This is a genomic window from Janthinobacterium sp. NKUCC08_JDC (assembly GCF_019345575.1).
GTDB classification, from domain to species: Bacteria; Pseudomonadota; Gammaproteobacteria; order Burkholderiales; family Burkholderiaceae_D; genus Janthinobacterium; species Janthinobacterium aestuarii.
This window is the reverse complement of record NZ_JAHKQW010000005.1, coordinates 191,912-217,379: the sequence shown is the minus strand read 5'-3', so window position 1 is coordinate 217,379 and position 25,468 is coordinate 191,912. Positions and strand designations below refer to the sequence as shown.

Below are 25,468 nucleotides of genomic sequence, written 5' to 3'. Positions count from 1 at the left end.
GTGGTCAACCCATCCCGGACACTACGTTAAGTTTTTCTTCGGCGACGGCCGGTGCCAGTCCCTGGTTGAACTGATGTGGCCGTATCCAGTTATACCGGTGCATCAGGTAATGGCTAATGTCCCGTTGTGCTTCCTGTGCCGTCATGTAACCAGTTGACGGCAGCCATTCCGTTTTGAAGCTGCGGAACAGCCGTTCCATCGGGGAGTTATCCCAGCAATTTCCCCGCCGGCTCATGCTCTGTCGTATCCGATAGCGCCATAAGCGCTGACGGAATTTTCGACTGGCGTACTGGCTACCTTGATCCGAATGCAACAGTAGGCCCTGTGGTCGACCTCGCTGCTCGTAAGCCATTTCCAGCGCTTGCACAACAAGGTCAGCGTCGGGTCGTAGCGAGAATGCCCAGCCCACCGCTCGGCGAGCGAACAAATCCAACACCACTGCCAAGTAATACCATCGGCCTTGCGCCCAGACATAGGTGATGTCCCCGCACCAGACCTGATTTGGCGCCGCCACTGTGAATTCACGATTGAGGTGGTTTGGAATATCGACCCGCTCCACCGTAGCCTGCTTATAGGCATGGCTGCCAGGTTGTTTGCAGACCAGCCCCAACTCTTCCATCAAACGACTGACTTTGAAGCGGCCAATTGCCGTGCCTTCCTCGCGCATCATGCCCATGATACTGCGGCTTCCCGCCGAACTGCGACTCTCGACGAACAGCTCGTGCACGCGGCTACGCAATGCCATGCGCTCAACATCAATGTGCCGGGCGCGCTCCCGATATGCATACAGGCATGACCGCGCTACGTCGAACACCGCGCAGATCAACTCGATTGATTCGTCACCACAAATCTGATCGATTACCTCGTACGTTCTATCCCTTCCGACATCAAGAGCGCGGTAGCCTTTTTTAAAATAGACTTCTCCCGCTCGAGACGCTCAATGCGTGCTTCGAGTTCCTGTATTCGCTGCTGATCAGGCGTCATTGCCTTACTCTGTGGCGTGATGCCATGCCGCTCTAACTGAAGCTGCTGCACCCAGCGGCGCAGCACTGATTCGCCGATGCCGACCGACCGGCTTGCCTCCACGTGGCTGTATCCTTGATCCAGCACCAAGCATGCTGCCTGCTGTTTGAATTCAGGGGAAAACGTACGTCTTTGCTTGCTCATCAAACACCTCTCTGTGGCGAGCATTCTCGCCTAAATCAGTGTCCGGGTACATTAAACCACTACAAGCTGTTGTTCAATTATTTACTGGGAAAGATAATGGAAGAACTAGTCAACCCTGACAATTTAGTCGAATTGGATATTCGAGCCCTTATGTTTGGCTGGGATGTACATGAGCGACATGCGCTCATGTCGTCAGTTGAAATCGCTGTGGCTGTGCCCGAAAGAGTGCAGCGCCTCTTGATGACCGCGAAAAACCTTGTTATCTATTCCTGCTTTCACTACCCATTCAACATGGTTGCAGCACAGACAGCATTTTCGGCTATAGAACTGGCTGTGAGACTGCGCAGCGAGGCCGAATGCATTACGGGCAGAGTTCGAGGGTTACACGATGCTATGCAACGCGCGATTGACAAGAAGTGGATCACAGACGACGAAACACTCGGCCATTCACGCCTGCAACAGCAAGTATTCAATCCAGAGACAGGGTTTACATACATTGATTTAACCGCGGTAGAACAGTATGTCGAAGTCTTGGGTAAAGTTTTCCCTCAATATAGAAATGCCTTGGCGCATGGCAACGGCATCATGGACAACCTTGGTGCAAGTATGGTCTTGGACGTAAATCGAATAGTAAATCAGATTTTTCACAAAGCTCCTCTTACGAGCGTAGTCCTTTAGGTGATTCAACGATCCATTCGATGGATCGAGTGAAGCGCTCAGAGCGTAGCAAACATCGATTTTGTTTTCGAGTTGCCCCTTGTCACAATCGTTGATCTCGTACATGAAGATATCTCGTCCCAAGATCGGCTCCCCAAGCCGATCTCACCGCGCCAGCATGAATGCCCTGGCGGCGATAGGATAGAGTGTAACCAAAACGGCCGGTCGTTAGTACTGATCGAGGCTCCCGCCCCGGAACAGGCGTGACGGCGAGATACTAACCGTTGCAGAGAAGGGCAGGAGGCAACCCATCGATGCTCTCGTCGTTGGATCTGGCAACAATATCGTCACCACCAAGGGCCTGGTAGGACGCCCAACGGCTCAACAAAGCCCGCCGCTATCTTCCTGACATCTAGGGAAGAGAATCTATCGATGTCTAGCAAAGTGTAAGTATGTATAACGTAAGGCGCCTATAGTTTTCTATCTTTGGCGGTCACATAGGCTCCATAAGCCCCCTCTATGCGCCAGAAGGAAGGGGGCACGGCTCCTCAGCAGTCAGAATTACCGAGGGCCCGTTTTTCCCGATAGCTCAGCGCATCTAGCGCCAGTGCTGAACCAGCCCACGACCCGCTGCGCCTCGTCCACCAGCATAATGATCTTGCAGTCGGACGTTTCGCTCCCATAGTTGAGCTGCAGAAGGTCATCTTCATGTCGATAGCTGACGGGGGAGCCGTAGCGGGCGGTGACGGCGAAACTATCTCGTCCAATCAAATTATCCCGTACCCAACCTTCGCTGACCTCGCATCCTGAACTAATGATGACAAATGCTAGCGAGCATAGGGGCCTCATTTTTCACTTTCGGTACCTGATCACTCCCATCCTAATCCGTGACATGACCGTTGGCTTTGCGTCAGCACATGAGCATTGACACTATCAGCGAGCATCTACTCGTGGATCCCCAAGATCGACGGTAGCTCAGCCCATAGGCTGCGTACCGGTGGCTACAGATCACCGCAACGTTCGCTGGGAATCTCGCGCCTCATGTCGATTGCTCTAGTTTTCGGCATCATTGCCCAAAAGATGCTGACTCGAGGGTGATTAGTGCGATGAAACTGAGGCGACGGACGGAAACCGTAATGTGCTCACTATCCTATTGCCTCTAATACCATGAACAAAATTCCGATAATAAGATCCGACTTTTCTGATATTGTGCAATGAAATAGTGTTCAAATTTTCAAACTAATCGGAAGAGCATGACCACCCACTACTTCAACAATTCTGAAAACCGGCTGCACAACGAGCTTTTCGGGGCTGAGGCATTCTATGACCTCGACACCACGGGAAACCAAGCCAAAGCGTTAACAAAAATAGTTGCGGGTGATATTTGTGTGGTTGCCACTCCCCAAGACAAACTGGTTCGTTTCTCTCGTTATATATTTCGACGCTTTGGCCTTCAGAAGGATGGAGCTGACAAGCAAGTGCAGGTTCTTTTCGGTGACCTGTTAGATTCGCACCTACTTTCTAAAGCTGAAGCTGCGATCGATATAGATTACGGTGTTCTTTTTGATAAGAAGGGGAATTTTAAGCGCGCCTCAGTACATGTTGATCCTGCCCGATCCAATATGATTGGCGAGCGTTTTTTTGGAGAGATTCCAGGGATGCCAGTTGGCTCAACCTTTGACAGTCGAATCGCACTCAGTTCCGCAAAGGTGCATCGACCGACTCAGGCTGGGATCTCCGGTGCAGCCAAGGAGGGCGCTGACTCCATCGTTATCTCCGGCGGCTATGAAGATGATCAAGACCTCGGCGACGAAGTCGTATATACCGGCCATGGAGGGCAGCTGAATGGGAAGCAGGTCAAGGATCAAGAAATGCTGGTCGGGAACCTTGCCCTCGTCGTCAGTGAGATGGAGGGATTTCCAGTACGCGTCGTTCGAGGACCAGATAAGAATAATTCTTTTTCTCCACCCAGTGGGTATCGCTATGATGGGTTGTTTCGTGTCGATAGTCATTGGCATGAAATCGGCAAAGCAGGATTTAAAATTTGGCGATATCGGCTAGTGAAATTGCAGGCTGAAGCTGTACCGTCAGAAATCTCAGGTGTTGGCACCGAAGGGTTGCCGACTGGCGAGAATTCGAATCCTGTTCGTAAATCTCAGACCGTGCAGCGTATTGTGAGAGATACTAAACAAGCAAAAAATGTAAAAATGCATTACGGGCATGCTTGTCAGGTGTGCGGCACACGAATAATGACCGCCACGGGACCTTACGCCGAAGCAGCACACATTCGTCCGCTAGGAGCACCGCACAATGGGCCTGATACTTCGGACAACATTCTTTGCTTATGTCCGAACCATCATGTCATGTTTGACTTTGGCGCTTTTTCAATCGAAGACGACCGCTCACTAATTGGCATTGAGGGCAGTCTTTCAATCCGGCCCGGCCATCGTATCGACATCAAGCATCTGGCATTTCATCGCGAAAAATATTCTAGCTATACTAAGGAAGAATAAATAGACTGCCTCGGATTTTTAATTAATCATTAAAGTTGCCTCTAGCCAAAAAAGTCATTTCCAAAAAAAGAAAAATCATGCAACCTATTTTTTTTAATGTTACGCCAGCGCGAACCAAAATTTCTATTGCTGGACCAGGATTCGTATTGGAGCAGGACAATTGGAACGATCATCATTTTATGACACAATATATTTTGTCATATCAAAATGAAGAAAAGAATACAATTCATATTGGCTCAGTAAAAATTCTAAAGCGAGGACAAACCAAGAATGACGGGTTGCAGATTTCATTAAATTTTGAAGAGCTGAGTAATGATTTTTGCTCCGTCGGAAACAGCCTGGATTATTACGAGCGCTTAAGACAACTTGGAGAAATTGGGACTAGAGCACTGCAAGCTCTACGTGACGTAGTTGAACTACCTCAACTGCGCGCCGAATTTTCTACCGAACCCGGCTGGACGATATCACTCTTTCGCGACCAAGTGGACCAAGGGGAACGATTCAGGCTTCTTGCCCATGGACTGGTAAGTGGACATTATTCAAAAGTTCCGGAAGACCAGCAATCATTTACGTTTCGAATGTCAGGATGGAACGCGGCACTCAATGTAAGTACTGCATCCGACGAACCGTTTTCGTACCTCGGGAAGGCGCTGCCAGAGCGAATAAATGTTGTAGTTGGGCGTAATGGGTCAGGTAAGAGCACCTTACTTGCGCGACTTGCACGCGTCGCGTTTGGCTCACCAAGCGAACGTGAAAACACACCACTTTCCGATCTTGGAAATTTAGAGCCGAAGGGAATAGGGTATCCACGTATCGTGACGGTTGCTTTTTCACCTTTTGATTGTTTCAAATTACCCGGCTCAGACGATAGAAATCGCTTTCAAATTGCAAAAGATATGGAGATGGGGAATGGACGTTTTGTGTTCATTGGCTTACGTGATTTTTCTGCCGAAGTCGAACAATTCGATCCATCCACCGATCAATCGCCTGTCCGCCAGTTCAGCCAGCTTGATGATCGCGTCGATCAAACTCGCCTGAAGTCAATTTCTCAGCTTAGCCAAGAGTTCGCACGGTTTAGGGAGAAAATTTTAAAAAGGAGGCGCGACAGTGTATTGAAGGCTGCATTATCTCGCCTTGAAGTAGGACTATTCAGAGAAGATTGGGCTCAGTCAGCAACAGGCTTATCTGAGGCTGAAGTAATGAAGTGGTTTCATAATTGCAGCACTGGCCATAAAATCACTCTACTAGTTGTTTTCGGTTTGGTAGCAAACATGGAGCCCAACTCTCTTGTACTTTTTGACGAACCAGAAACCCACCTTCACCCTCCACTTCTATCTGCAATGATGCATGCATTGCGCTCTATTTTAGAGCACTTTGGGTCAACCGCTCTTGTTGCGACCCACTCTCCAGTAGTCGTACAAGAATCTCTCGCTCGCCACGTTCATGTTGTTCGGCGAGAAGGAGATTTGACTACTATATCACCCGTATCCATCGAGACATTTGGCGAAAGCATCGGCCTTATTACTTCGCAAGTATTTGGTATGGAGAGCAACGCTACAGACTTTCACCGAGCTCTTGACCTCCTGATTACGAAGTTCAAAGATATGGAGAAAATTGAGAACCTCTTTAAAGACGGCATCATGAGTCAGCAGGGCCGCGCTTATGTATTATCGCGCATGCCAAGAGATTCGGAGAGCTAAAGCGATGTGGAACTTATCAGCCCTACCGATTGAAGATCATGGTGAGCTTCTTGATGCAGCGTTTCCAATAGCCGAGGGAAGCCTTCCGACCGCTGACCGGGCTATTGTATTAGCGAAGTACCTCGCGTATAAGCAACTCGGTGGCCGACCGTATCCTGTGCTACTTGGAACTGACGTTGATCAGGCGCTGCACATCCGTATGCATGACGCGTACAGCATGATGCAGGATGGGCGTAGACTCGCACATACAAGGTCAAGCCTGAAACTATTAGCAGAGACCTGCCCCTATTGTGGGTTTGGCCCGGTCGAAGATCTTGACCATCTTCTGCAACGTGCGCACTTCAGACTTTTTTCTATTTTCCCGTTGAATCTTGTACCCTGCTGTGCCACATGCAATCGTGGAAAACCCAAAAAACCTGTGGAAGATGCCAAAAAGCAGCAGATCCATGTTTATCTGGAAGACCTAACAAAACTGGATTTCTTACGTGCAGAGGTGCAAATGCGTCCCGATAATGGTGGACTTCGGATCCTTTTCTCAATTGCACAGTGTGATGGAATGTCTGATGATATCTATTCACGATTAGCTCACCACTTAGTGGAATTTGACTTGCAAACTCGATATGAAAAGCAAGTCAACATCTTTCTGGGTGAACTTCAATTTCCAATTGTTTCCACTTTTGAACTGAGCGGCAGCGCCGGACTAAGCCGCTTCTGTGAATCAAACGCTGTGGCTCTCGGTAAACGATTCGGCATCAACGACTGGAGAGTCGCTGTGATGCGGGGCTTATCTGCTTGTGAGGAGTTCTGCAGTGGCGGTTTCAAAACCGCTCTTGGTCTTATCGACTAACTTATCCTTATGGTTAAAGGAAAATTTTACTATTTGTGATTACGCTAAAAATTGTCAAGCGGAATCCAAAAATCGGCTCTCATGAGTGAAGAAATAACCAAAATTTTCTTTTCGAGGTATTCACCAACAAGCCGCGTTGTCGGAAAAGCCGACAAATCAACCGGTTCCGCTTTACCTTCGTATGGTTTAGAGAAAGGAAAACAATGATAGTGATGAGAAAAATGGGATGGAAGGTTACAGCTGTAGTTATGCTCACCTGCTTAGCGGCGTGCGATTCATATAAAGAGCCAGCAACTGACGATGAGTGGCGGGTGTTCTGCGAAGCACCAGATAGCGTGACACGTATCAAGGCTATCGCTGACGAGGCCAAACGTCAACACGCTGGTAGTACCTGCGCACGCGCCCCATGGCAAAAATTTGAGCCGAGTGGACAACGATCTTATTGACGGAAATCCGTACGGACTAAAAACCGCGCCAAAGAAGGAACAAATCCGATTTGTGCTGAGGTGAGCACTGAGATGTGCCGCACGAACGTGGTTCGCGTCAACACAGAGGGATTCGGCAGCGCACACAACTTTACAGGCCGGATGCAAATTGCCACGCTCTGTGCGTGCTTCAATGGCTATGAGCTAGCTTTTGGCACGCTGCTTGAGGCTCTGTTACCCGGCTTGCCTGCAATCCGGCGCTTGCAACCTTCATGCGAAACAATGAAACAGGACATTTGCCCATGTTGGTCGAAACGGGGCTAGTCATACGGTCGATTCCAGAAGCGGCTGTACCTCACCAAATTGGAAGAAAATAATGTCAGAAGATAAATTAGTGTTCGATGAAACGTTGATGGCCACTTTGCGAACTGCGAAAGCCGAGGAAGTAGATCTACTTGTGGATGTGGTGACGGACTTCGGAAGGGGGCGAGCCGGTCTCGATACAGAACTAAAAAAAGAGCTGGTTTTTGCCAAGCACTCTCCTTTACCTGATCGATATCATTCGAAGCTGCTTAAATTGCTGGGTGCGGAATTACAGCAATTTGGCGGAAACTCTGCTATGAATCTGATGCGGCGTTACCGTGGAAAAGCTGCGGTCCCTTACAGTGAAGTGGTGGATGATGTATACAAAAAGCTCAACGGCAAGTCTCCGGAAACGAAGTCAGTGGAGCAAAAGGAGCGCGAGCTAGCCTTGGCTTTGTTCGGTGCCAACTGGCGTGATCTGCCTGCGAAAGAACGCTACGAAAGAAGTACCAGCGTGACGGTATTGGCTGGTGTGTTCTCGATAAGTAACGCACTAGGGACGGATGCTAAAGGTGCATCTGTAGGATTGTCGGCAGTAAATAGTGCCGCTATAATTTCCGCGTTGAGCATCGGCTCGCGATTGAACCCGGTTGGTATACTCGCGACGGCGGGCATCGGAATTCATAGCGCCGTTTCGGAGGCATACCGCGTCACGGTACCTTTCATCGCACAAATTGGGTGGATAAGGTTACGTCAGGAGGCGGACTTGCTTACACCGTCCGAGCTGACTTCCCAGCAAGACACGCCAGCCTACCAAGCTGCCGCTTTGCGGGATCTGGTAATGACCGACGAAAACGGCCGCAGCCTAATGAAAATTAGCGTGTTCGAAGGCGCACCGCTGTCGGCGGGAAGGGCAATGCCCTCAGAGCAGGTAAGCAAACTCAATCCATTGCTTGCGAATATTCCTGGCCTCGCAGCTTTGGCTGAGCAGCAAAATGGCACCTACGTGCTTTGCAGCATACCCTTTGAGGCGCTGACGGCGGGCAAGAACGAAGGCACAGCGCGGGCTTGGGTTACTGAGGCGGGGCGCATAAAAGAACACGCTTTTTTGTCAGAGCCTGAGAAACTGCAGAACGTCATGGTCAGTGGTGCGGTGTGGAATATTGTATCTTCCGCCGTGGGACAGAAACACCTGCACGATATCAGTGAGAAGCTGACAGCCATCAAACGACAATTGGATGATATCCAAGCTGACATGGAAAACTCGAAACGGCACAAACTTACCGCCTTAGTGAAGTATGTGCAGAGTCTGTTGGATCATTTTCCCCAGGAGGGAATTAGTGCGAATGCACTTGCTCATTTGGAAGACCGGCAAGTTGATATGGTCGAGTTAGAGCAATATTTTCAGGACAAGATGAAGGATGAGGCGATCAAAGCCAATCAGGTGGAAACGGGAAACCTGTTTAGCCCAGGCGCCTCCAGAACGGCGTTATTGGAAAGCCTTGCCAAGATGGAGGTTTGGGCACAAAGCTTAGTGCAGGTGGCCCAGTTACGTATTGTCAGTTATGCGTTACTTCATATGGGCGTACCGTTGACGCGCTACCGTGCCGAGGCAATGAAGGTTTTGGACAGTCTGGAACCGCTAGCTGTCGATGCAGAAAAGTTCCGGCAAATATATAGTGCTCAGTTGGAGTTGACTAACTCGCGGCTGTTTTCGACTAGCGCTGATCAGATGAATGGGTTCGCCGCACAGTTGGCGGCGCTGGATGACGTTATGCGAAGCGCTCCGACCCATGCCAAGAAATTGCATAAGTTGCTTTCGGAGGATCAGCGTGTGCTGCTTCGTGTCAAGAATGGTCAATTCTCTTCGGGTGATTTGCTTGACTAGGAGAATCATCACACAAACAAAGCGCTCAGAATTCGAGCACGGAGCATTGTGAGGTCTGCTGATTTTTCGATAAGCGTAAGGGTAATCTGTCTTGAGCCTGGCGCCGATTTGGTTGACGATTGCATCACACCGCTGCGAAGTGGCGTGGTTTCAAGCCGACGCAGGCTGTGCGGCGCAGCTCCAGGGAGGGAAGTGGCTGACGAGGTTGACCGGGTGATTGGACAACAATGCTTTACCCGCACCCCGCCTCACACATATAAGCGATAGCAAACGATTCGTATGGCTGCAGGCTGAGGTGGTCGGTCCAACTGTCACGCTGGGCATAGTTGCTGATTAAGCCTTGCCCGGCAATGCCGTGCAGCGTTGCAGGCAGATCCAGTTCGACGTGTTCGCCGGAGAAGTTGTTGACGACAACCAGCTGTTGGCTTCCCAAGCTGCGCCGATAGGCGAACACCTGCGGGTGCTGCTCCAGCAACGGCAGGTATTTTCCGTAAACCATGACGTCCCAGTCCTTACGCAGTTCGATCAGCTTCTGGTAGTGGAAGAAGACCGAATCGGGTTGTTCCAGCGCGGCCGCGACGTTGATCTCGCGGTAGTTTGGATTCAGCTTTAGCCATGGCGTGCCATTACTGAAGCCGGCGTTGTGTGTGCTGTCCCACTGCATGGGGGTGCGTGCATTGTCCCGTCCGTTGGCGTGGATGCCGGCCATCATCGTTTCCGGTGACACGCCGGCGGCCGTGCGTTCGTGGTAGAGGTTGAGCGATTCGATGTCGCGATAGTCGTCGATGGAATCGAAACGGACATTGGTCATGCCTATTTCCTCGCCTTGATAGACGTAAGGGGTGCCCTTGAGAAAATGTAGCGCGGTGGCCAGCATCTTGGCCGACTCGACCCGATAGCGGCCGGGATCGCCGTATTTGGATACGGCGCGCGGCAGGTCGTGGTTATTCCAGAACAGTGAATTCCACCCGGCATCGGCCAGCTCGGTCTGCCACTTACTGATGATCTGCTTGAATTCGATCAGATCGAACGGCCGCGGCTTCCATTTTCCCTCCTTGGCATCGTGGGTCATGGTGATGTGCTCAAACTGGAAGACCATCGACAGCTCCTGACGCGCCGGGTCTGAATACAGCTTGGCGATCTCCGGGGTGGCGCTCCACGTCTCGCCCACCGTCACTACATCGCGTGCCGCCAAGGTCGCCTGGTGCATTTGCTGCAGCAGCGGGTGCAGTTGTGCGCCGTTGGCGATAATCTGCTGGTCGACCTGTTTGCCGATGAGATCGATCACATCCATGCGGAAGCCGCCGATGCCCTTGTCCAGCCACCAGTTCATCATGCGATGCACCTCTTCCTGTACTCGGGGATTTTCCCAGTTCAGGTCCGGTTGTCGTTTCGAGAACAGATGGAAGTAATATTCACCGCTGGCGGCATCGTATTCCCATGCGCTCCCGCCAAAATACGAACGTTGCTGGTCGGGCGGGGAGCCATCGGCGCCTGCATTGCGCCAGATGTAGTAGTCACGGTAGGGGCTATCCTTGGACTTCTTCGCCTCGACGAACCAAGCATGCTCGTCAGAGGTGTGGTTGACCACAAGATCCATCAGGATACGGATGTCGCGCTTGGCCGCCTCTGCGATCAACTGCTCCATCTCGGCCAATGTGCCGAATTCAGCGGCGATATCCTGATAGTCGGAGATGTCATAGCCGTTATCGTCCATCGGCGACCGGTACACCGGCGACAGCCAGATCAGGTTGATTCCCAGATGTTGCAGGTAGTCCAGTCTGCCGATGATGCCGGCCAGATCACCGACCCCATCGTGATTGCTGTCTTGAAAACTACGTGGGTAGATCTGATACACGACGACGTTATGCCACCATTTTTTATCCAACATGATTTTGATTTTCTTTCTCGCTTATGGATTGGGGGCACTGTCTTGCAACGTGCCAAGGGATCGCCAGGGGGAGGGCAGACCCGATCTCGTCGTTGTATCAGGCAGCTACGAGATCGCAAGCCAGGGGCCTGGCAGGACACCCAGGCTCCAAACACGATCCATGGGTTTTCATCGTCCGAGAACCATGGATCAGGAGAATCTAAGGTACTGGTGGCGATTCAGTCTACCTTTTACATCGGCATCACAGTCCCAATTCGTATTTAGAACAAAGAAAAGCTCATTGCGCTCCGATCCAACCGCATTATTATTCATTTTGAATCGTGCGTATCTAACATATATGGGAAATATGCTATAAATGCAACTTATCGCGTTGCAGCACCCATTCAGGAGCATCATTTGAGCAGACCTCTCATTGTCATGGGCGACAAGACCAGTCATGGTGGCACGGTTATCAGCGCCGATCTCACGGTCGACATCAATGGCAAGAACGTAGCGCGCTTCGGCGACATGACTGTATGCCCCAAGTGTAAGGGCACGTTCCCCATCGCGTCCGGGCCGAGCGACCTGGTAGACGGCGGTGGCAACGGTTATGCGCGTCACATGGATTCGACCGCGTGCGGTGCAAAGTTGCTGTCAGGTCAAATCACGACGACTTGGGCGAACGAATCGTCAATCGGAGATCCTGCTGCCGACGACAAGGCCGAGGCCTTAAGCAACACAGCCCTGATCGCATCGAGCACGACGTCGGGTATATGTCTTGATTGCTTGCTCAAGGCGGCGACTGTCGGCAGTGCGACCGTGGTGCGCGAGTGACGGCGCCTATCGATGTGGTAACGCGCCTGGTGCAGCTACACTTGACCACGCCTGCGTTGAGGCTTTATGCCTTAGTCGATGGCGCGCAGTATCGCGCGCAACTCGGCACGTCCTTGACGACGCGCGAGGGTTGCCACTCCCTGTTCACGGGTACTCCGGATGCGGCCTTGGCCCATGCCGGGCCATGGTTGGTCGACGCAGAACAAGCCGGTGACGCTTTGCTTGAAGCATTGGCGTCATTGGAGCAAGCGCTCCCCGCCGTCACCTGGCTGATCGCACCGCAAAACATCGCCGGTCTGGCGCAGCTGTTGCAGTTGAACCTCGACACGGTATTGCCAGACGGGCGCACCGCGCTGCTGCGCTTCTGGGATCCGCGTGTGTTGGTCAGCTTGGCCGAAGTGCTGGAGCCTGGACAGCGTGAAAAATTCTTTGGTTACATTCATGAATGGCATCTGCTACACCGGGGCCAACGGACATGGATCGGTAGGCGGCATGCTCAAGCTCAGTGAAGCCCAGTGGGAAGAACTCGAAGCGCGCGACACACGCCAGTTCGTGATCGCAGTGTGCGCCCAGTTCATAGGCAACCGTCCAGACATGCAGGACCGGCTTAGTCACGCTGCAGTGCAAGACCGCATGCAGGCAGCGCATGACTACGCGTTTCGTATCGGCTTCACGTCCGCGCCGCACATTGTACGCCTGATGTACCTGGCGGCGGATGCACCCGGCATATGTGACGACCAGCTGTTCGATTCTCACCTGCGCAAGCCCGGCGCCAGACCGGAACAACGGCTCGACGACATGCTTGCGGTATTGAACAAGAAACTCGAAAGGACGTACTGATGGCAGCTCTGGCCATAACGGCAATTGAGGCAGTGGCGGCCCGCGTTCTCGTCGTGCTGGGTGTCGGCGCAGTGGCCGGTGCTGCTGGCGAGCAGGCGCTCGAGCGCCAAAAAGAAGCTGATAAGGCTAGGATCACGCCGATCGCGCGTACAGATGCACGAACTAACACGACCAAGGAAAAATGCAAGAAATGTCCTCCGGATACGGGCACGCCTTTCAACCGACCCACGGCGGGATGGTCTAAAACGGCAATTGCTTATCAGCAACGCATCGCCGGTTTGCCGGTCGGACCGGGCTTTATTACCGAATGGATGTTCAACGGCGTGACATTCGACGGTTTTGATTCTAGTCAGTGTCTCCTCAAGGAAGCCAAAGCGAAGTATGATCAATTTTTTGACGATGACGGCGATCCGCAGGAGTGGTGGAACGGTGACGGGGCGCTGTTGGCTGAGGCATCCAGACAATCTGGCGTCGCGAAGCCGATGCCACCAGTTCAACTCCGCTGGTACTTCATGCAATCTAAGAGCTATCGGTTTTTCTCAAAAGCGCTCGTGGTAATGCGCCTTCCAATCGAAACGGTATTCAATCCATGAAACGTCCCTACGAATTTACCGCAATATTCCGTCACGCCGGCGCGCTTGACGTCAAGACGATGCTGGGTGAACTGCAAGGACTTGTTCCTGAGCTGCTAGCATGTTCACCAATATTAAATGGGTGGTTTCTCAAAGGGAACAAAAAAGCGGAAGCACTTCTTTACGAAGTCTTTGACCAAGATGGCCCCACCACAGCCGCCATTGCGGCGTTGACCGAGTCGTTGAAGCACGATGTGGATCCGCGCATCGTGAGCATGTGGAATGGTCGCGACGGCAGCGAAGGCGCGTCGGTTCAATACGTTGGACGCCTGATGCCGGAAACAAGCATGATGGTGCTGCGTGCAAAGCCTGGCGCGTTCGCGAAAGATTGGCAACTCGTCAAAGAGCTCGTTCTTAAGTCCGTAGCAGTCTGGCGTCCCACCGTCGTGACGGTTGAATCGGCAGGCTACTTTGACAAAAAGGTTTTCAAAGACCGTCCAGGAATCGGCTGGATGCTGTATCTGCCAAGGGTACTCAACGTTCAGCAAGTACCCGAGGCTCGCGCACTGGTGCCGGTGCTGGGGGCCGACAACCAGCAGATTGGCACGATCATCGTCAGTGTCATCGACGCACCGTTCTCTGAGGAGAATCTGGAGCATGTCAAAATAGCCAATGCCATTGAAATCAGATTGGTCGATCAGGACTTGTTGCCTCGATACGAAGACCTTTGAACGACGTCGACCTTTGGGCCAGATTGTCATAGGCGGACCAGAACTACCTACGCGAGATGACCCATCACTGCGGCGAGCACGCCGCTGGTCGCCGCGCAGAGCCGTTCGGTGCTGGCCAGTGTATCTGGCGGCGGTGAGGCCTCGTCTGTCGGTCAGCAACAGGGAAGGGGGGGCGGCACTAAGGGGCTGAACGAGCACCAGTCGGGGACTCGATACCGGCCAGACGCTCGGCAAGCCGCAATAACGCGCGCAGTAGCGCATCGGATGTGCCTGTCCTTCCGTGATAATCCGTATTATCACCGTTGAGTCTAAGCTACTGGTGGCGATTCATTAAGCGGCCCGGGCAAGCCGTTATTTTGACGTGATGCCGCCAGATGTAATGCTGGGACGCACGTGACGCCAACTCCACCGCCAGCGCGCAAAGTCCCCGATCTGGCCGAGCGCACGAAGCAGAAGACGGGCTAGTTTATCGTAGCCAACTGTGCCGTCATAGCCCGCAAAAGCAGACGCTCTGCTGCTTCGGTCAGCTATGCCATCCTTCGCCGGCAGTTATGGCTAGGGAAGGCCATTTTGCTAGCGCGCGGTAGGAGCCTGTGCAGGGCAGGGGAGATAGGCAGGTCATACCCGATCTCGTCGTTGGATCAGGCAGCTACGAGATTACGCATCAGGTGCTTGGCAGGACGCCCATGCCCAACACGTTCCATCGGCTTTTCATCAGTCAAGATAGATGGGCCAGGAATGTCGTAGGTACCTGCGGCGATTTACCCCAATAGCACCGCCAGCTTCCGCCCCCAAAGCAGTCATACCCGAGCGAACCACGGCTTTAATCAAAGACCATCCAGGGATTCATTACGGCTGGAGAGAACCAGACTATTCCCTGTGCAGTCAAGATACGTTCTTGCTCAACCCATATTCGGTGACAATGACCACGATTGGCTACTGGTCCAGCAACGATTTCCGCTTCCTCCTTCGCAGCGCGAATTTTCTCCCACAGCGCTGGTTCATCTTCGATTGGGTCGTACAACTTGCTCTTTCCAGATTGGTTTAGTGCAGCCTTAAGTACTCTCGACCGCAACAAGGAATCCATTGATAATAATGCTGTCTTTGCCGTCATGACGGGGCAGCCGGTCGCCTTGTGATACGCAATGAGATCCGAATTGCTGAGCGGTTCGTCGTTTGTCATAGGGTTATAGATACTGGTCGTGCAATGTCCGCTTCAGGCTGTGGACTCAATCTTTCAACGCAACACTTTAACTTAAATGCATCATTGCAGAATGGAATGATGAGAAAAAGAACTCGTAACGATTTCTCCGCGCCCCGCGAAACCCGAGATTAACGTTGCAAGGGGGTTAGCCACGGAAGATATCTTGCCGGAGCCCGCCGAAGCTCAAGTAGCTTTTACTAGTGCGCGGCATGAGTCTCTGCAGGGCAGGGGGAGATAGACCCAGACCCGCTCTCGTCGTTGGATCAGGCAGCTACGAGGTCGCGCACCCGGTGCTTCGCAGGACACCTAAGCCTCAACACGATTCATCGGTTTTTCATCCTTCAAGAACCATGGATCAGGAAAGTCTAAGCTACTGGCGGCGATTCAACGGTACCGTCCGCTTCCGCCCCATAGCAGACATACGAATGGGTGACCGCAGCCTTGACGATTGAAGGTGGCCACCTCGTGTCAGTGTGGCTAAATCTTGGCAGGCCAGATGGCGTCATGAATCTCTGGTTCGTGCTTCGAGAAAACGCTTACGCAAGCACCAGCTGTCACAATCAGCCACTCGCGTAGCGACTGAGTATAGCCGAGCCGCTCGTCTTCTTCCTTCGCCCAACCACCATCGAACACCTCAAGGACTGGATAACCCGAAGGAAAGCCTTCACCGATCCAGTACTCTGCTAGTGGGACTTCATCAAGAAGCCTGAATCCGTCAACATGGGTAAATGTGACCTCGACCCCATCATCCGTGTTGCGGTTTCGAAGGACACGTATCGACAAACCACCATCGTAGGCAACCGAGTGGATGTCTGCTCCCCAGTCGAATTGCTCCTGGCAGCCAAAGGGTTTCGCTGTAATTGGCATGTATTTTGTGTCTTAGAAAGTTTGTTGAGCATGGCTGCAAAACGATTTATGGCAGCTCGGCCGGTGCGGACACGCATGGGCAGCGGCCGTTTCTGGCCGAGTGCCGAAGTTCGCGAATAAGCACGTCTTAAATGCACTCAAGACTTATATTCATCGAGTGGCCAGCCCTCTTTGAGTACAGCATCGTACAACCACATGATTAGTGGGTATGGTATTTCTAAACGATACGCGTTAAAGACGACGTAACCAAGCTCATCGTAAAAGAATGCCTCAGCCATTATGTCTCTCACGCCATCGGCAAGTTCTGACAGTTCGAGAAACACCCCGTCCCGAATCACATCACTGCCGAATAGCAGTTCGTATTGCCGACCTGCTATGCTGCGCGCATCACTCATTATTTCCCCTAGTTCGCCACGGGCGGCGAATGTCCGTTACTGGCCGAACCCGGCCGTTCGGGGCAACATGGCAGGTTGTCAGGGTGAAAATCTAGTGGCTGTATCGTCAGGCTAGATTCGCCCCATACCGGTCATTGAAGTATTGCTCCTGACTCTGAAACTAGGCTAAATGGACGCCAGCCGCCTGGTGGATCCCATTCACCATCACCACGAATCTGACCCGCGCTCGCATCGTAAAGGACTACACCGTCGATCCCAAGCGGCGACTGCTCCCAGATCAGACCTCCTGTATGGTCAAAAGCAAGAACTTCAGATGCAGAAGTTACAAGCACTGCGATGCGGCTATTTAGGTTCTCAAGGTCGCGCGAATCGTACAATTGGCCAAAGTAACCGTCCAGCTGATGGCGACGAACTTCGCCAAGGTAAAGATCAACGACGAACACGAACTGCCCAAAGCCGATGTAAACGATGCTCTCAGCGAAACGTGTGCTCTGAAAGCATGAGTACCCTGCGCTGGCAAGAATGTTTACGCGAGTCACCGGCGCACTATGGTGAGCGATCAAGACACTGGCAACGATGTTGGATTCTGAGGTTGGGCCGCGAGCAACAAGGACCCGACCATGTTCACTTTGCTCGCCAAGACTAAGAAATTTAACTTCCATCTGCATTTATTTCCAAGGGATACGTCGAGTGACCGCTTCTGGCCTATTGTGTTGAAAAACGCAGGTACGTTGACATTTAGATAGAAATTCTGCCAGCCTAGACTGGCCAGAACCGCCGCTATTGAATGATCACCAACTGCTTGGAGATCTGAGACCTCCAGAAAATCTTGCCGCTCGACTTGTTCAACACAATAGGCCGGTTGCAGACTTCGGCATGTTCCGCCTCAAAGCGGGCCTTGATTACAGTATTGCCCGAGACTTAAGGAAAGAAAGATACTTGGAGTTTTCGTGTGTAAAAATCTCCGGGCCAGCTCCCATATATGCGCGCATCAACTCATCAGCTGCACGATCTTTCTCATTGCTATCCAACAGTATTTGCCCGAAACGTAGATGCATGAATGGGTTGCCGAGTGCGCCAGGGCAGGTCATGCCGTACTCAATGGCTTCTCTTGCAGTCGTTGTGTAGCCACCCAAGTAGGCGGAATCTGCGATCGCTGCTAGAACCCAAGTAGCAGCCTCCCAATCGTTCTTTGGGGCAGGAATTAAGCGCCATGCATCGTTGTACGCCGCAATGGCATCTTCGAAATTCCGTGCCTCGGCCAAACTGTCCCCGCGAGCACAATGGGCTTTAATCATCTGATGCATTTGGTCGTCAAGTTCTAGTTCTTGGTTCATCGTTTTTATAGTCAGGTGGCTTCCGGGTAATGAGTGTTTCCTGCGCAATCCAAATGTCTGCTGTTGGCCGGTTGCCGTCGTTGGCGGATGCCGCCCCAAGGCAGCCGTTCACATTTGGTGTATCCATTCCACTTGACCGTCAAGAAGTGTGACCCAAACTCGTACATCTGGAGGATCGACAACTGCCACCGTGGGGTCCGTTACTGCTGGAACGACGTAAATCGCCTCCCACCTGCTCGGCTCTTTGCTGCCAATCCGGCCAGGAAGGATGTACTCAATGGCATTTGACGACAAATATTTCTCAGCAATCCTGAGACACAGATCTTCGGTCATCGCGCTCCTTGGAAATTATCGAATGGCCGCTCCTGGCCGGTAGCGGCACCAGAGCATAGCGGATTGCCAATCAGAAAATTTCACACATTGTCACGCTGGTTCGAATCGCCGCTTCTGGCCGGTTGACGTCGTTGCCAGGTCCCGCCCCGAAGCGGACGGTGTCTCACATGCATCGATTGAAATTGGATCGATTGAAATTCAGCTTAGAATACCCAACCAGATTGGGATCATTGCAGTGTCATGCTCAGTAAGTCCGCTGACGCCATCGACAAGATACAAATTTGGACAGCTTGAATCGAAATATTCTTCTATGTCGTCCAAAATTATGTAAGGTTCATCGGTAATTTCGTTCTCAAGCAACCACGACTCAATCTCTCGCTGGCGGATACCGGGTACATGGTCAGTCGTACTTTCCAAGGTTGGCGTAACGCCTATGAAACGATGAGAAAAGTGCTCACCTCCATGACCTTTCAGTAGTTCCACCAATTGTGCCAAAGAAAATTGCTCACGCCAGGTTGATGTGATGACGACAGAAATGTCAGGATTTTTTTCCAGGATTGTCCATAGTGCCGGAGTCGCTGAAAAATGACTGCTGGCCGACGTCATCGGAAACGGATGGAGTACACCATCAAAGTCTAAGAAAAGTATCATTCTGTGATCGCTAAGTTGGAAGGAAGACTGTCTGCTCCTGGCCGCTAGCTGAAGTCCAGAGGATGGAAATCCGACATTGCTTTACGCAGCAAGGCGCTCTGCGCCGAATACGCTCAGTCTTCGGTAGAATTCCAGTCTAAGATTTCCACGAAATCCTCATCACCGGAATTTCGTTCGAATGCCGAGCCGATCGGAGCGTCTAGCAAAGGAATAATGGAACGATCATAATTGACGATCGTATTCATATTGTAATACGCGAGATTTTCGATGTCGTTTGCGTACTCATCAGTTTCTTGCCCTGACATGAAGCACCATCCACTATCGTGGTCGTGTCTAGGACTTTCTCGATACATGAAACATACCGGAAGACCATCGACAGTGATCATGTCGCTTGCTAGGCCTGCACCATAGCCAGAGACGAGCGGTTGAATCTGATCTTTCGGCAAGAAGTAAATTTTCGTCATACCTAACGTCTAACATCCAAGTTCAACTGCGGCCAAACGGCCGTTGGCGGTAACATTCTGATTCGCAATGACCTCTAGTGGCTGCGGACTCAATCGATCAACGCAACACTTTAACTTAAATGCATCGTTGCGGAGTGGAAATGATGTGAAAGATAACTCGAATCGGTTGCCCGCGCCCCGCGGAACCCGAGGTTGCCGTCGCAAGGCAGTTTGCCATAGGAACGTTAATGCATGAGTCCACCGAAGCTCAAGCAGCTTTTGCTAGCGCGGTGTTTGTCTCTGCAGGGGAGATAGACTGGCCAGACCCGACCTCGCCGGTGGATCAGGCAGCCGCGAGATCGCACACCAGGCGCCTGGCAGGGCGCCCAGGCCCCTACCACGATCCATTGGATTTTCATCTTTCAAGAACCATGGATCAGGAGAGGCTAAGCTACTGGTGGCGATTCACTCTCAAATGCTCGTAGAGCCGGAAACATCTAGGAAAATACCTCATAGTCGATTTATTTTTTGAAAATTGGGTGTATCCTTATCCCGCCGCTCAACTATTTTTCTCAAAAAGACAGAACAAAGAGAGCGGATTTTTCCAACTTTTGGAAGGAAGCAGAATGACGAAAATAAAAGGGAACAACGATGGACCTGGCGGGCGCAATGAGTCCTATCAGATTGGTTCCCGGAAAGAAGTACCACGTCCTGTCGCCGTCAAGGAAGTCAAGGCCGGCAAGCATCCCGATGCGCATGTCGTAAAGGTGAACGGCCAGGAATACGTCAGGGACAATCCGGATAGTTCGGTCAAGGATAACGTCAATCGAAAGTGAATCGGGTGCGATGCTTCAAATGAGTAATACTGCACCGTTCTCGCTAACAATCCGATTCTGCTATTGAAATTTAGAATCGTCAGAAAATATCCGAGTTTTATACGATAAATTGAAATCTCCAGCCAATTCAAAGGAGTATCGCATGCCAGGTTATTATCATTTGAAGAAGAACGCAGGGAACTATCACTTCAATCTGAAAGCGGACAATCACGAGATAATACTCACTAGCGAGTCCTATACCACCAAGCAAGCGGCGCAGAATGGCATAGCGTCCTGCCAACGCAACAGCCCTAGCGATGACCGGTATGTTCGTCTGACGTCGAAAGCGGATCAACCATACTTCGTTCTTAAAGCTGGCAACGGCGAGATCATTGGCAACAGCCAAATGTATGCATCGTCTGCGGGTCGAGACAATGGCATTGCCTCCTGCAAAACCAATGGCCCCACATCTAAAATAGTTGACGAAGCCTGATCGTATCAAGTTAATGTTGGAAGTGGGCCGGATGCTTCTCTAATGAAAATTCCGGCTCTTCGTGTCAAGCTGACCGAGCAGATGAGAGCAATCCACCAGTCGCTTTGCGATCAGGTTGCGCACGCCACTCTTCGATTGCCAGATTCCGTACACCCCCAAGAGTGAGGCATTCATCAGTTCGGCGCGCTGCTTTTCCACCAATGTCGGCCAGACGATGATGTTGATGGTGCCACATTCATCTTCCAGGGTGAGGAAGATCACCCCCTTGGCCGTTTCCGGCCGCTGCCGCACCGTAACAATGCCACACCCCCTTGCCAGCTGGCCATCGCTGAAAGTGTTCAGGATATCCGACGGCACAAAGCGCATTTTATTGAGGCGCTCGCGCAGGAGAGCGAGTGGATGACGGCCCAGTGTCAGACCGATATGTCTGTAGTCCGCCACGATGTCATCGGCCTCCGTGGGCGGCGCCAGCTCCAGTACGGGTTCGGCAATGGTCGTCGCGCGCATCAAATCCCGCTCCGGCACGCTCGCCGCGGCATCCCACATGGCCATGCGCCGGTTGCCCGTCAGCGCTACCAGGGCGTTGGCCGACGCCAGCGCCTTCATATCCCCCGCATCGAGTTGCGCGCGCATGGCAACATCGCGTGTGTTTTTGAAGGGGGCTGCAGCGCGGGCTTCCTCAATGCGCCATGCGGCCTCCCGTTCCATTCCGTTGATATTATTGAAACCAAGGCGTACCGCCAGTCTGCCGTCCGCCATCGGCTCCAGGGATGCTTCCCACCCGCTCGCGCAGACATCGACGGGTCTTACCTCGACGTCATGCCGGCGCGCGTCCTGCACCAGAGAGGAGCGGCTATAAAACCCCATGGGCTGGCTGTTGAGCAGGGCGGCCAGGAACTCGGCGGGATGATGGCATTTCAGCCAGCTGCTGGCGTAGGCCAGCAAAGCAAAGCTGTGTGCATGGGATTCCGGAAAACCATATTCGGCAAAGCCGCGTATCTGGCCAACAATCGACGAGGCAAACTCGATGCTGTAGCCTCGCTCGGCCATGCCGCTCATGAGCTGATCTTCGAACTGTTCCAGGCCACCCTTTCTTTTCCAGGCGGCCATGGCGCGGCGCAGGCGGTCGGCTTCACCTGCCGTAAATCCCGCCGCCGTCATGGCGATCGACATGACCTGCTCCTGGAAGATCGGCACCCCGAGCGTGCGCCGCAGCACCGCCTCGATCTCCGGGCTCGGATAGGTCACTGCTTCCAGACCCTGGCGCCGGCGCAGGTACGGATTGATCATGCCGCCCTGGATGGGGCCAGGCCGGATGATGGCCACCTCAATGACCAGATCATAGAATTCGCGCGGCTGCATGCGTGGCAGCATCGACATCTGCGCCCGCGATTCGATCTGAAACACGCCGACGGTGTCCGCTTTAGAGATCATCTGGTACGTGGCAGTATCCTCATGGGGAATATCGCCCAGTTCAAAACGCTCGCCACGCTGCTCCGAGATCAAAGCCAGGGTGCGGGCGATACACGACAGCATACCCAGCGCCAGGATGTCGATTTTCAGGAGACCCAGCTCATCGATGTCATCCTTATCCCATTGAATGACGGTGCGCTCTGGCATGGCGGCGTTTTCAATAGGCACCAGGCGGGAGAGCAGACCGCGAGAAATGACAAAACCGCCGGGATGCTGGGAAAGATGCCGCGGAAAACGCATCAGGCGCTCGGCAATTGCTGCCCATTTTTCGGCGATCGGGGAGTGCGGATCGAGCCCGCAGGTGGTAAGACGCTGCTGCAGGTCGGCCCGTCCGCCCCAGCTATGCGAGGCTTTGGCCACCTTGTCGACCACCGATAGATCCACGCCCAGCGCGCGCCCCACATCGCGCAGGACACTGCGCGGGCGGTAGGAAATCACGACGGCGGTCAGGGCGGCCCGCATGCGGCCGTACTTGCGATAGATGTATTGAATCACCTCCTCGCGCCGCTGGTGTTCGAAATCCACGTCGATGTCGGGCGGCTCATCGCGTTCGCGTGAGATAAAGCGCTCGAAGAGCAGGGTGCCGCGCGAAGGATCGACTTCGGTGATGCCGAGGCAGTAGCACACGGCCGAATTCGCCGCCGATCCGCGCCCCTGGCAGAGGATTTTTTGCGAGCGGGCAAAGCGCACGATGTCAAATACCGTCAAAAAATAGGGCTCGTACTGCATGTCGCCGATCAGTTCCAGCTCATACTCGAGCTGCGCCTGCACGTTGTCTGGAATGGCGTGCGGGTAGCGCCAGTGCGCCCCAATATAGGCTTGCTCGCGCAGGTAGCTGGCCGGGGTCTGTCCCTCGGGCACGATCTCGCCTGGATATTCATAGCGCAGTTCATCAAGCGAGAAGGTGCAGCGCTGAGCCACGCGCAGGGTTTCATCGAGGGCGTCGCGCGGATACAGGTTACCCAGCCGTAGGCGCGAGCGTAGATGCGCTTCGGCATTCGAGGCCAGCTGATAGCCGCATTGCGCCACCGGCGTATTCAGTCGAATCGCGGTCATGGTGTCCTGGATGATTTTCATCGAGCGCAGGTGCATGACGACGTCGCCCGTGGCCACCACAGGAAGGCTGAACTCGGCGCCGATGGCTTCGACCATGGCGCGGTGCCGGTCATCCTGCGCGCGGTGATGCAACGTCAAAGCGACGCGCGCGCGGCCCGGTGCGCTGCGCACCAGCCACTCGGCTTGCCGCTCGATCTCTTCATAGGGGGCGTTATATTTGGGGCACAGAATAAGCTGGCAGCCAGGCAGCCCTTTTAAGTGAGCGAGAGACCCGTTGGGGTTGGCGATGTCGCGCGGCCACACCAGGTAACTCCCCTTGTCGGCGCGTGTGCGCGCAGCGGTAATGAGTTCGCTCAGGTTGCCATAGCCATCGCGGTCCATGGCCAGGATCAGCACAGTGAACGTTGGGGTGCCGTCCTCCGGTGTCACCCTCATCTGGCTGCCAATGATGAGGTGGATGTTCCACTCCCTCGCAGCCACATGTGCCTTGACCACACCGGCCAGTGAACACTCGTCGGCCATGGCGATGGCCTGGTATCCCAGCTGGGCCGCGCGCGCCACCAATTGATCGGGCGGAGAGGCGCCGTGCAGGAAGGAGTAATGGCTCATGCATTGCAGCTCGGCATAGTCGGGCAGCGTGGAAATTGGCAGTTTGTCCATGATCAGCCGAACATGCCGTGCAGGTACCAGCGGCCGTCAACGACACGCTCGAGGTAGATCCAGTAGCAGGTGGCATCGCTTCCTTGCGCGATGTAATAGTCGCGGGCCGCGATTTGATCGTTCCACCAGCCAGCCTCAATGCGTTCCGGCCCCTTGAGCATTTTTAGTGGGGAACCATAGAAGGGACGTTCGCCGCGCAGCAGCAGCGGGATAGGTTTAGGTAGCAGCCAGAACGGGCGCTCAAACGCCTCATCCTCGGCGTTGACTGCCTTGCGCTTTTCGGTGGCGGCAGCCCAGGCATTGCTTTCCTCCGGCCGATGGTCATGATGCTCGACAGGCGAGAGGACGTTGTCGCTGCCAAGACGGGCACTGAGTAATTCCAGTAGGCGCTTATAGTCGGCGGGGTTGCCGCCCGGCTCGGGAAACAGGTCTTGTGTCGGTGGCGCCATCGCGGTGAGCAGGCGCGCTTCCAGGCGCAGGGCGATGACTGGGGCAACCAGTTCCGTGCGCGCCAGGCGCTCCTTCAGCAGCCGTATCAGGTGTTCATCGCGCCAGGTCGGCTCCGCCAATCCGATCTCGATCGGCGTGGGCGGGATCGCAGTCTTGCCGCGCTCATGCTCCAGCAGCAGAACAAAAACGCTCACCGCCTGCTGGCGCGCGACCAGCCAGCCGACAAATTGCTGCAGCAGGCCAGTGGCGCCGTCCAGCAGGGCATCGGCGTGCTCGATCCGGTCAAAGGTTTCGATGCGCGCAGAGAAGGTCTCGGGGATGGCGATCCATTCAAACAGTTCAGGAGCGAGCCCATAGGCACGGTCGAGCTCATCGAGCACGAGTTTGTTCATCCTGCGCTGGATGCCGGGGCGGGGCAGGCGCCGTAGTGCTGCCAGATGATCTGCGCCAATGTCGGTGAGCCACTCCAAGTGGTTCGCCGCGCTGGGCAGATAGGCGCAGGGCATGCGGTCGAGCTGGCGCTCCAGTGAGCGCATATGTACCGTGCGCCGTAAAATGACCTGGCGTTTGGCTGGCTGCCAGCGCGACAGCAGCCAGGCCCCCATGGCCGTCGGCGCCGTGCCGAGCTGCGCGGTCACGCCCAGTGCTTGCAGGGCAGCGCGAATGCGCCTGCTGATGGCGGCGCGTCCGTTAAACAGGCGCAAGCTGGCGGTCACGTCCAGCAGCAGGCTGAAGTCGCCGGCGTGCGCCACTTCCGGGGTGAACTGGAGGAGGGCGAGCGCGACAGCATTGCTCATGATCAGTTCGCGCTCAAGGCTGCGCTCCAGGATGACGGTATCCGGCGAGACGGCCGCCACGCCGCCAGGGCGCATGCCGATACGCACGCCTTCGGCATAGGCTTGTTGCGAGACCGTGATAATGCGGCCCTTGTCGACCACCGCATA

24 protein-coding genes are annotated in these 25,468 nt (G+C 53.7%); 13 read left to right on the top strand and 11 right to left on the bottom strand.

All coding sequences use genetic code 11. The features are described 5' to 3' along the window. Window positions 1-4: 4 nt before the first annotated feature. Window positions 5-1,167 (bottom strand): IS3 family transposase gene (locus tag KO538_RS15345; RefSeq protein WP_139842406.1). Its coding sequence is split into 2 segments (ribosomal slippage): window positions 5-912 and window positions 912-1,167, totalling 1,164 coding nucleotides; the frame shifts between segments, so codons are not numbered across the junction. Window positions 1,168-1,263: 96 nt separating this feature from the next. Between KO538_RS15345 and KO538_RS15340 the strand changes: the two genes are divergently transcribed. The 6 genes from KO538_RS15340 (at window position 1,264) to KO538_RS15315 (ending at window position 9,500) form a co-directional block, all read left to right on the top strand. After that, window positions 1,264-1,845, top strand: coding sequence for a hypothetical protein (locus KO538_RS15340; RefSeq protein ID WP_219328824.1), 582 nt, complete (start codon window positions 1,264-1,266; stop codon window positions 1,843-1,845). A 1,232-nt stretch (window positions 1,846-3,077) separates the two neighbouring features. Continuing rightward, a complete protein-coding gene (locus KO538_RS15335; protein ID WP_219328823.1) occupies window positions 3,078-4,337 on the top strand; it encodes a YDG/SRA domain-containing protein in 1,260 nt (419 codons plus the stop codon). Between the two features lie 77 nt (window positions 4,338-4,414). Then, window positions 4,415-6,037: an AAA family ATPase gene (locus KO538_RS15330; protein WP_219328822.1), complete on the top strand. Its 1,623-nt coding sequence runs from the start codon at window positions 4,415-4,417 to the stop codon at window positions 6,035-6,037. Window positions 6,038-6,041: 4 nt separating this feature from the next. Further along, window positions 6,042-6,884: an HNH endonuclease signature motif containing protein gene (locus KO538_RS15325; RefSeq protein ID WP_219328821.1), complete on the top strand. Its 843-nt coding sequence runs from the start codon at window positions 6,042-6,044 to the stop codon at window positions 6,882-6,884. A gap of 203 nt (window positions 6,885-7,087) precedes the next feature. Then, the gene (trbK, locus tag KO538_RS29760; RefSeq protein ID WP_219328820.1) at window positions 7,088-7,330 is read left to right on the top strand and encodes an entry exclusion lipoprotein TrbK; all 243 of its coding nucleotides are present in this window, start codon (window positions 7,088-7,090) and stop codon (window positions 7,328-7,330) included. A gap of 355 nt (window positions 7,331-7,685) precedes the next feature. Further along, window positions 7,686-9,500 carry a hypothetical protein gene (locus KO538_RS15315; protein WP_219328819.1) on the top strand — a complete coding sequence of 605 codons (1,815 nt, stop codon included), beginning with the start codon at window positions 7,686-7,688 and terminating at the stop codon, window positions 9,498-9,500. 232 nt (window positions 9,501-9,732) lie between these two features. Here the strand turns inward: KO538_RS15315 and KO538_RS15310 are convergent, their stop codons facing one another. Then, a complete protein-coding gene (locus tag KO538_RS15310) occupies window positions 9,733-11,391 on the bottom strand; it encodes an alpha-glucosidase (protein WP_307788896.1) in 1,659 nt (552 codons plus the stop codon). Window positions 11,392-11,787: 396 nt separating this feature from the next. On the opposite strand from KO538_RS15310, the gene KO538_RS15305 reads away from it, so the two are divergent. Genes KO538_RS15305 through KO538_RS15285 form a run of 5 tightly spaced genes read left to right on the top strand, consistent with a single transcriptional unit; the run spans window position 11,788 to window position 14,347 of the window. Next, on the top strand, window positions 11,788-12,204 hold the full coding sequence (locus KO538_RS15305; RefSeq protein ID WP_099419705.1) for a PAAR domain-containing protein: 417 nt from the start codon (window positions 11,788-11,790) through the stop codon (window positions 12,202-12,204). A gap of 41 nt (window positions 12,205-12,245) precedes the next feature. Beyond that, window positions 12,246-12,713: a DUF4123 domain-containing protein gene (locus KO538_RS15300; RefSeq protein WP_257620384.1), complete on the top strand. Its 468-nt coding sequence runs from the start codon at window positions 12,246-12,248 to the stop codon at window positions 12,711-12,713. Next, window positions 12,697-13,044, top strand: a complete 348-nt coding sequence (locus KO538_RS15295; RefSeq protein ID WP_219328818.1) for a hypothetical protein — start codon at window positions 12,697-12,699, stop codon at window positions 13,042-13,044. Before KO538_RS15300 ends, KO538_RS15295 begins: the two co-directional genes overlap by 17 nt. Then, entirely contained in the window at window positions 13,044-13,637 is a 594-nt protein-coding gene (locus KO538_RS15290; RefSeq protein ID WP_099419707.1) for a restriction endonuclease fold toxin 5 domain-containing protein, read from the top strand. The genes KO538_RS15295 and KO538_RS15290 overlap by 1 nt, the downstream gene beginning before the upstream one ends. Further along, a complete protein-coding gene (locus tag KO538_RS15285; RefSeq protein WP_219328817.1) occupies window positions 13,634-14,347 on the top strand; it encodes an immunity 52 family protein in 714 nt (237 codons plus the stop codon). Before KO538_RS15290 ends, KO538_RS15285 begins: the two co-directional genes overlap by 4 nt. A gap of 823 nt (window positions 14,348-15,170) precedes the next feature. Here the strand turns inward: KO538_RS15285 and KO538_RS15280 are convergent. From KO538_RS15280 to KO538_RS15250, 7 genes are all read right to left on the bottom strand, one after another. Then, entirely contained in the window at window positions 15,171-15,530 is a 360-nt protein-coding gene (locus KO538_RS15280) for a hypothetical protein (protein WP_219328816.1), read from the bottom strand. A gap of 498 nt (window positions 15,531-16,028) precedes the next feature. Next, window positions 16,029-16,418: a hypothetical protein gene (locus tag KO538_RS15275; protein WP_219328815.1), complete on the bottom strand. Its 390-nt coding sequence runs from the start codon at window positions 16,416-16,418 to the stop codon at window positions 16,029-16,031. A gap of 137 nt (window positions 16,419-16,555) precedes the next feature. Then, a complete protein-coding gene (locus KO538_RS15270; protein ID WP_219328814.1) occupies window positions 16,556-16,813 on the bottom strand; it encodes a hypothetical protein in 258 nt (85 codons plus the stop codon). A gap of 131 nt (window positions 16,814-16,944) precedes the next feature. Then, window positions 16,945-17,481 carry a hypothetical protein gene (locus KO538_RS15265; RefSeq protein WP_219328813.1) on the bottom strand — a complete coding sequence of 179 codons (537 nt, stop codon included), beginning with the start codon at window positions 17,479-17,481 and terminating at the stop codon, window positions 16,945-16,947. Window positions 17,482-17,715: 234 nt separating this feature from the next. Beyond that, entirely contained in the window at window positions 17,716-18,150 is a 435-nt protein-coding gene (locus KO538_RS15260; RefSeq protein WP_099411951.1) for a hypothetical protein, read from the bottom strand. A 531-nt stretch (window positions 18,151-18,681) separates the two neighbouring features. Further along, window positions 18,682-19,134: an HAD domain-containing protein gene (locus KO538_RS15255; protein ID WP_219328812.1), complete on the bottom strand. Its 453-nt coding sequence runs from the start codon at window positions 19,132-19,134 to the stop codon at window positions 18,682-18,684. A gap of 113 nt (window positions 19,135-19,247) precedes the next feature. Next, a complete protein-coding gene (locus KO538_RS15250; protein WP_219328811.1) occupies window positions 19,248-19,598 on the bottom strand; it encodes a DUF2185 domain-containing protein in 351 nt (116 codons plus the stop codon). Between the two features lie 605 nt (window positions 19,599-20,203). On the opposite strand from KO538_RS15250, the gene KO538_RS15245 reads away from it, so the two are divergent. After that, a complete protein-coding gene (locus KO538_RS15245; protein WP_083411847.1) occupies window positions 20,204-20,413 on the top strand; it encodes a DUF3892 domain-containing protein in 210 nt (69 codons plus the stop codon). A gap of 142 nt (window positions 20,414-20,555) precedes the next feature. Next, window positions 20,556-20,885: a YegP family protein gene (locus KO538_RS15240; RefSeq protein ID WP_219328810.1), complete on the top strand. Its 330-nt coding sequence runs from the start codon at window positions 20,556-20,558 to the stop codon at window positions 20,883-20,885. A gap of 39 nt (window positions 20,886-20,924) precedes the next feature. Here KO538_RS15240 and KO538_RS15235 read toward each other — a convergent pair whose 3' ends face one another. Together KO538_RS15235 and KO538_RS15230 are read right to left on the bottom strand one after the other, a co-directional pair. Then, window positions 20,925-24,074 carry an error-prone DNA polymerase gene (locus KO538_RS15235; RefSeq protein ID WP_219328809.1) on the bottom strand — a complete coding sequence of 1,050 codons (3,150 nt, stop codon included), beginning with the start codon at window positions 24,072-24,074 and terminating at the stop codon, window positions 20,925-20,927. A gap of 2 nt (window positions 24,075-24,076) precedes the next feature. Then, window positions 24,077-25,462 carry a DNA polymerase Y family protein gene (locus KO538_RS15230; RefSeq protein WP_374106854.1) on the bottom strand — a complete coding sequence of 462 codons (1,386 nt, stop codon included), beginning with the start codon at window positions 25,460-25,462 and terminating at the stop codon, window positions 24,077-24,079. Between the last annotated feature and the right edge of the window lie 6 nt (window positions 25,463-25,468).

Bases quoted from the DNA above. Each gene is read 5' to 3' on its own strand.
- KO538_RS15315 (WP_219328819.1), top strand. From the start codon at position 7,686: ATGTCAGAAGATAAATTAGTGTTCGATGAAACGTTGATGGCCACTTTG.
- KO538_RS15290 (WP_099419707.1), top strand. From the start codon at position 13,044: ATGGCAGCTCTGGCCATAACGGCAATTGAGGCAGTGGCGGCCCGCGTT.
- KO538_RS15275 (WP_219328815.1), bottom strand. From the start codon at position 16,418: ATGCCAATTACAGCGAAACCCTTTGGCTGCCAGGAGCAATTCGACTGG.
- KO538_RS15335 (WP_219328823.1), top strand. From the start codon at position 3,078: ATGACCACCCACTACTTCAACAATTCTGAAAACCGGCTGCACAACGAG.
- KO538_RS15260 (WP_099411951.1), bottom strand. From the start codon at position 18,150: ATGAACCAAGAACTAGAACTTGACGACCAAATGCATCAGATGATTAAA.
- KO538_RS15265 (WP_219328813.1), bottom strand. From the start codon at position 17,481: ATGCAGATGGAAGTTAAATTTCTTAGTCTTGGCGAGCAAAGTGAACAT.
- KO538_RS15280 (WP_219328816.1), bottom strand. From the start codon at position 15,530: ATGACAAACGACGAACCGCTCAGCAATTCGGATCTCATTGCGTATCAC.
- KO538_RS15310 (WP_307788896.1), bottom strand. From the start codon at position 11,391: ATGTTGGATAAAAAATGGTGGCATAACGTCGTCGTGTATCAGATCTAC.
- KO538_RS15255 (WP_219328812.1), bottom strand. From the start codon at position 19,134: ATGATACTTTTCTTAGACTTTGATGGTGTACTCCATCCGTTTCCGATG.
- KO538_RS15235 (WP_219328809.1), bottom strand. From the start codon at position 24,074: ATGGACAAACTGCCAATTTCCACGCTGCCCGACTATGCCGAGCTGCAA.
- KO538_RS15245 (WP_083411847.1), top strand. From the start codon at position 20,204: ATGACGAAAATAAAAGGGAACAACGATGGACCTGGCGGGCGCAATGAG.
- KO538_RS15285 (WP_219328817.1), top strand. From the start codon at position 13,634: ATGAAACGTCCCTACGAATTTACCGCAATATTCCGTCACGCCGGCGCG.
- KO538_RS15295 (WP_219328818.1), top strand. From the start codon at position 12,697: ATGCTCAAGCTCAGTGAAGCCCAGTGGGAAGAACTCGAAGCGCGCGAC.
- KO538_RS15250 (WP_219328811.1), bottom strand. From the start codon at position 19,598: ATGACGAAAATTTACTTCTTGCCGAAAGATCAGATTCAACCGCTCGTC.
- KO538_RS15240 (WP_219328810.1), top strand. From the start codon at position 20,556: ATGCCAGGTTATTATCATTTGAAGAAGAACGCAGGGAACTATCACTTC.
- trbK (WP_219328820.1), top strand. From the start codon at position 7,088: ATGATAGTGATGAGAAAAATGGGATGGAAGGTTACAGCTGTAGTTATG.
- KO538_RS15325 (WP_219328821.1), top strand. From the start codon at position 6,042: ATGTGGAACTTATCAGCCCTACCGATTGAAGATCATGGTGAGCTTCTT.
- KO538_RS15330 (WP_219328822.1), top strand. From the start codon at position 4,415: ATGCAACCTATTTTTTTTAATGTTACGCCAGCGCGAACCAAAATTTCT.
- KO538_RS15270 (WP_219328814.1), bottom strand. From the start codon at position 16,813: ATGAGTGATGCGCGCAGCATAGCAGGTCGGCAATACGAACTGCTATTC.
- KO538_RS15340 (WP_219328824.1), top strand. From the start codon at position 1,264: ATGGAAGAACTAGTCAACCCTGACAATTTAGTCGAATTGGATATTCGA.